We start from the raw sequence: 3,555 nt of genomic DNA on the forward strand, positions 1-3,555 counted from the left end.
CAACAAGTAGTCACCAACGGTGTAGCCAGCTTCGAGGACGGCGTTCACCCAGTCGACGGTAGTACAGCAAGCCGCACACCGGCGCTCCGGCTGCGATGCTCAGTGTGCCAGGTATAGGCCTACGCTCAGGAAAGCGATGAGCACCGACGCGTCGTCGTGGTCACGGTGCCAACCCGGGGCCGGCACGAATGTCGTTGTTACTCATGGTGTCCACGTCTTTCCAGGGTCCGTGCGCACTGAGGGTGCCGGGACCGATCGAGTCAACGGGCGATCTTGAAGTTGAAGATCGGCGTGCCGAGGCTGGTCATTACCAGCAATCGGATCTTGACCATCATCTCGGTGGCGCGGGCGGTTTGGATGCCGCCGAGGTCGATGATGTCGATCCAGCCGAACGAGGTCAACAGCTCAGTGATGACCCGCTTGGCCGCGGGGTCGTCGCCCGAGATGAATACGCTGTGGTCGCCCTCGGCAACGGACTTGGGGGTGGTCATGACATCGCCGACCATGGTGTTCAGCGCTTTGACGACGCGGGTGTCGGGGAAGGCTCGCTGGATTTGCTCACCGAGCGAGTCGGTGTCATTGACGAAGAGGTTCGGTGGGAAGCCTTGGGAGAATTCGAGTGGGTTGGACACGTCGAGCAGCACCTTGCCGGCGAGATTGGCCTTGCCTGCCTCAGCGAGTGCGGCGATCGACCCAGCGCCCGCGGTGGCGTTGACGAACAGGTCAGCGTCCGATGCCGCGTCGGCAAAGGGCGCAAGGCTGATGTCGGGGAAGTCCCGGGCCCAGACGGCGTAGGCGAGGTTGCCCATCCGGTCCGGATCGGTCCTGTCCAGGGTTGCCTCCACATCGCGTGTGCCAATGGTGATGTCATGACCGAGATCGGCTAACCCACCCGCCAGCGTGCGGCCGGCGAAGCCGCTGCCCAGAACTGTGATCTTCATGGTTCTCCTCGTTTCCGTCGAAGTGATCGACATGTAGACCGCGTCGCTTCGGTAAAGGAATCGCAACCGCCAGATTCGCGGGGCAGACGGCGGTTCCTTTTCGGCGACTCGATGGTCTACCTCTGTGAAAGTGCCGCGAGGTTTTCGCGGCAGCAGATCGATTCAGGGACGACGACAACATGATTCTTGTGACAGGGACGACCGGTTTAAGCGGGTCCGCGGTGATCCGTGAGTGTGTGGACCGCGGGTTACCGGTGCGGGCACTAGTAAGGGATGAAAAAAAGGTGACAGCCCTTGGCATCCCGGGCACCGTCGAACTGGTCGAGGGCGACATGCTCAAGCCGGACACACTCGAGGAAGCCCTCGACGATGTGGAGCGCGTCTTGCTGATCTCCTCGCCGGGCCAACATCTGGTCGAGACACAGTGCACTTTCATCGATGCCGCCAAACGAGCCGGTGTCCGTCACGTCGTCAAGTTCTCCGGCATGGGCTGCTGGAGCGACTCGACGTTCCGGTTCGCACGGATGCACGCCGAGGTGGAACGGTATCTCGAGGGGTCGGGTCTGGCGTGGACGCATTTGCGGCCGAGCACCTTCATGCAGACCCACTTGCGTGATGCGGTGCCGACGATATCGCGCGACGGCACGCTCAACCTGCCGATGGGCGACGCGCAACTTTCACCGGTAGACGTCCAGGACATCGCTCAGGTCGCCGTCGCGCTGTTGCACGGCAACGATCACGAGGGCAAGCGTTACGAAATGACCGGTCCCGAGGCGCTAACCACGACCGAGATCGCCGAACACGTTTCATCGGCCATCGACCGACCGGTTCGCTACGTTGACACCCCTTCGGCCGACTACCACGTCGCACTGCGCGCGGCCGGAGTCCCCACGTATTTTGTCGACGCAATGGACGAACTGTTCAGCGAGCGGCGACAGGGCGCTGACGAATCGCGCCCCAACCTCAGCACTCACAACCTGTTCGACGTGACCCCCACCAGTTTCGCCTCGTTCGTACGCCGGCATGCTGAGGTGTTCCGCGGCGAGGCTCCCGCCAGCCGTCTGACGGTCACAGGGTGGCAGCCCTCTTCAGCAGCGAGGTGACCCCCGCCAGACAGTGGGCATCACCAATGAGATTCGGACACGCGCAGAACTACTGATCTGCGGTATGACGGCCTGACTCAAGGCGATTCGCCGCGTTTTTGCCTCATCACCCCCACCATTGGAGCAGCAATGATCCTCGTTACAGGCGCGACCGGCCGCCCCGGATCGGCCGTCATCCGTGAGTTCGTACAGCACGGCGAACCGGTGCGCGCGTTAGCGCGAGACCCGGCCAAGGCGGCAGCCCTGCACGCGCTCGCCGGCGTCGAAGTGGCGTTGGGCGACATGCTGGCACCGGAAACGCTGCACTCTGCCCTTGCCGGCGTCGACCGCGTGCTGATGATCTCAGGTGCGGGCCCACAGATGCTCGAAACCCAATGCACCTTCATCGATGCCGCGAACAGGGCAGGCGTCGCGCATGTCGTGAAGTTCTCCGGTCAGGACTCGATCGACGGCTTCGACCCGGAGAAATTCCGCTCCGCCAGAAGCCACGAACAGATCCAGCGATATCTGGTCGGCTCTGGCATGTCCTGGACCATGCTGCGTCCGGCCCAGTTCATGCAGGTGTACTGCGAGGAAACACCGGCCATCGTTCAGGCGGGCGAGTTGCGGCTGCCCCTTGCTGACGCAACGCTGGCTCCCGTCGACATCGACGACATCGCCAAAGTGGCCTACCGCGTGCTCACCACCCCCGGCCATCACGGCAAGTCCTACGCGATGACCGGCCCGGAAGCGCTCACCATGGCCGAGGTCGCAGGGCACATTTCCGACGCCATCGGCAAACCGGTTCGCTACATCAACGTGTCGTCGAAAGACAAGCTGCGCGAATGGCTCAACGCCGGCTACCCGCCACAACGAGCCGACGCATTTGCCCAGCTATTCGACGAACGCCGCCGGCTGGGGCATTCAACCGTCGACCTGTCGACCCATCAGCGCTTCGGGATTGCACCTACAACCTTCGCGCACTTCGCCAGACGCAACGCGCCGATGTTCCGCGGTGACACCGTCTACCGCGTCACCCCCGTTTGATGAAACCAGAACGGACTGCTCGCGCCGGCCGTCAGGGTGTCGTGGGCCCACCAAACTTCTCACGGTGTTCGAAGTGAACCCGTCCACGACCCAAGGATTGCGGCGTGACCAACGAAGACGCGGGTGTACTCGTCATCTTCCTCAACGCTCAACGCGCGGCCGGGGGCGCTCGAAATCATCTCGGGCTGACCAGCTCCGCTCGGCACTGCTGCCATCGGGCTGTAGTCCTGTAAAGCGCACGTGGAGGAGAGCATGTGATCAAGGCACTGAATGAACTTGGGGTCATCACCTTGTTCGTGGAGGACCTACCGGCGGTGAAGGCCTTCTACACCGACGTATTCGGCCTGGAGGTGATCTCCGAGGACGACGAGTCCGCGGTGCTCAAGCTCAAGAACGTGATGATCAACCTGCTGGTGGTGTTCGAGGCACACGACCTGATTGCGCCGGCCTCCGTGGCCGCGGCGAGCATCGGCGTCCGTTCGCTG

4 protein-coding genes are annotated in these 3,555 nt (G+C 62.9%); 3 read left to right on the forward strand and 1 reads right to left on the reverse strand.

The genetic code is table 11. The annotated features are described in order from the left end of the window. Positions 1 to 260: 260 nt before the first annotated feature. Positions 261 to 941 carry an NADPH-dependent F420 reductase gene (locus tag QOC69_RS29685; RefSeq protein ID WP_526446095.1) on the reverse strand — a complete coding sequence of 227 codons (681 nt, stop codon included), beginning with the start codon at positions 939 to 941 and terminating at the stop codon, positions 261 to 263. 179 nt (positions 942 to 1,120) lie between these two features. On the opposite strand from QOC69_RS29685, the gene QOC69_RS29690 reads away from it, so the two are divergent. From QOC69_RS29690 to QOC69_RS29700, 3 genes are all read left to right on the forward strand, one after another. Then, positions 1,121 to 2,044, forward strand: a complete 924-nt coding sequence (locus QOC69_RS29690; RefSeq protein WP_526446096.1) for an SDR family oxidoreductase — start codon at positions 1,121 to 1,123, stop codon at positions 2,042 to 2,044. A gap of 129 nt (positions 2,045 to 2,173) precedes the next feature. Beyond that, the gene (locus tag QOC69_RS29695) at positions 2,174 to 3,070 is read left to right on the forward strand and encodes an SDR family oxidoreductase (RefSeq protein ID WP_526446097.1); all 897 of its coding nucleotides are present in this window, start codon (positions 2,174 to 2,176) and stop codon (positions 3,068 to 3,070) included. 254 nt (positions 3,071 to 3,324) lie between these two features. Next, the coding region (locus tag QOC69_RS29700) for a VOC family protein (protein WP_526446098.1) at positions 3,325 to 3,555 on the forward strand (231 nt) is incomplete at its 3' end.

Origin of the sequence: Mycobacterium sp., assembly GCF_032162105.1 — a bacterium.
Lineage (GTDB): Bacteria > Actinomycetota > Actinomycetes > Mycobacteriales > Mycobacteriaceae > Mycobacterium.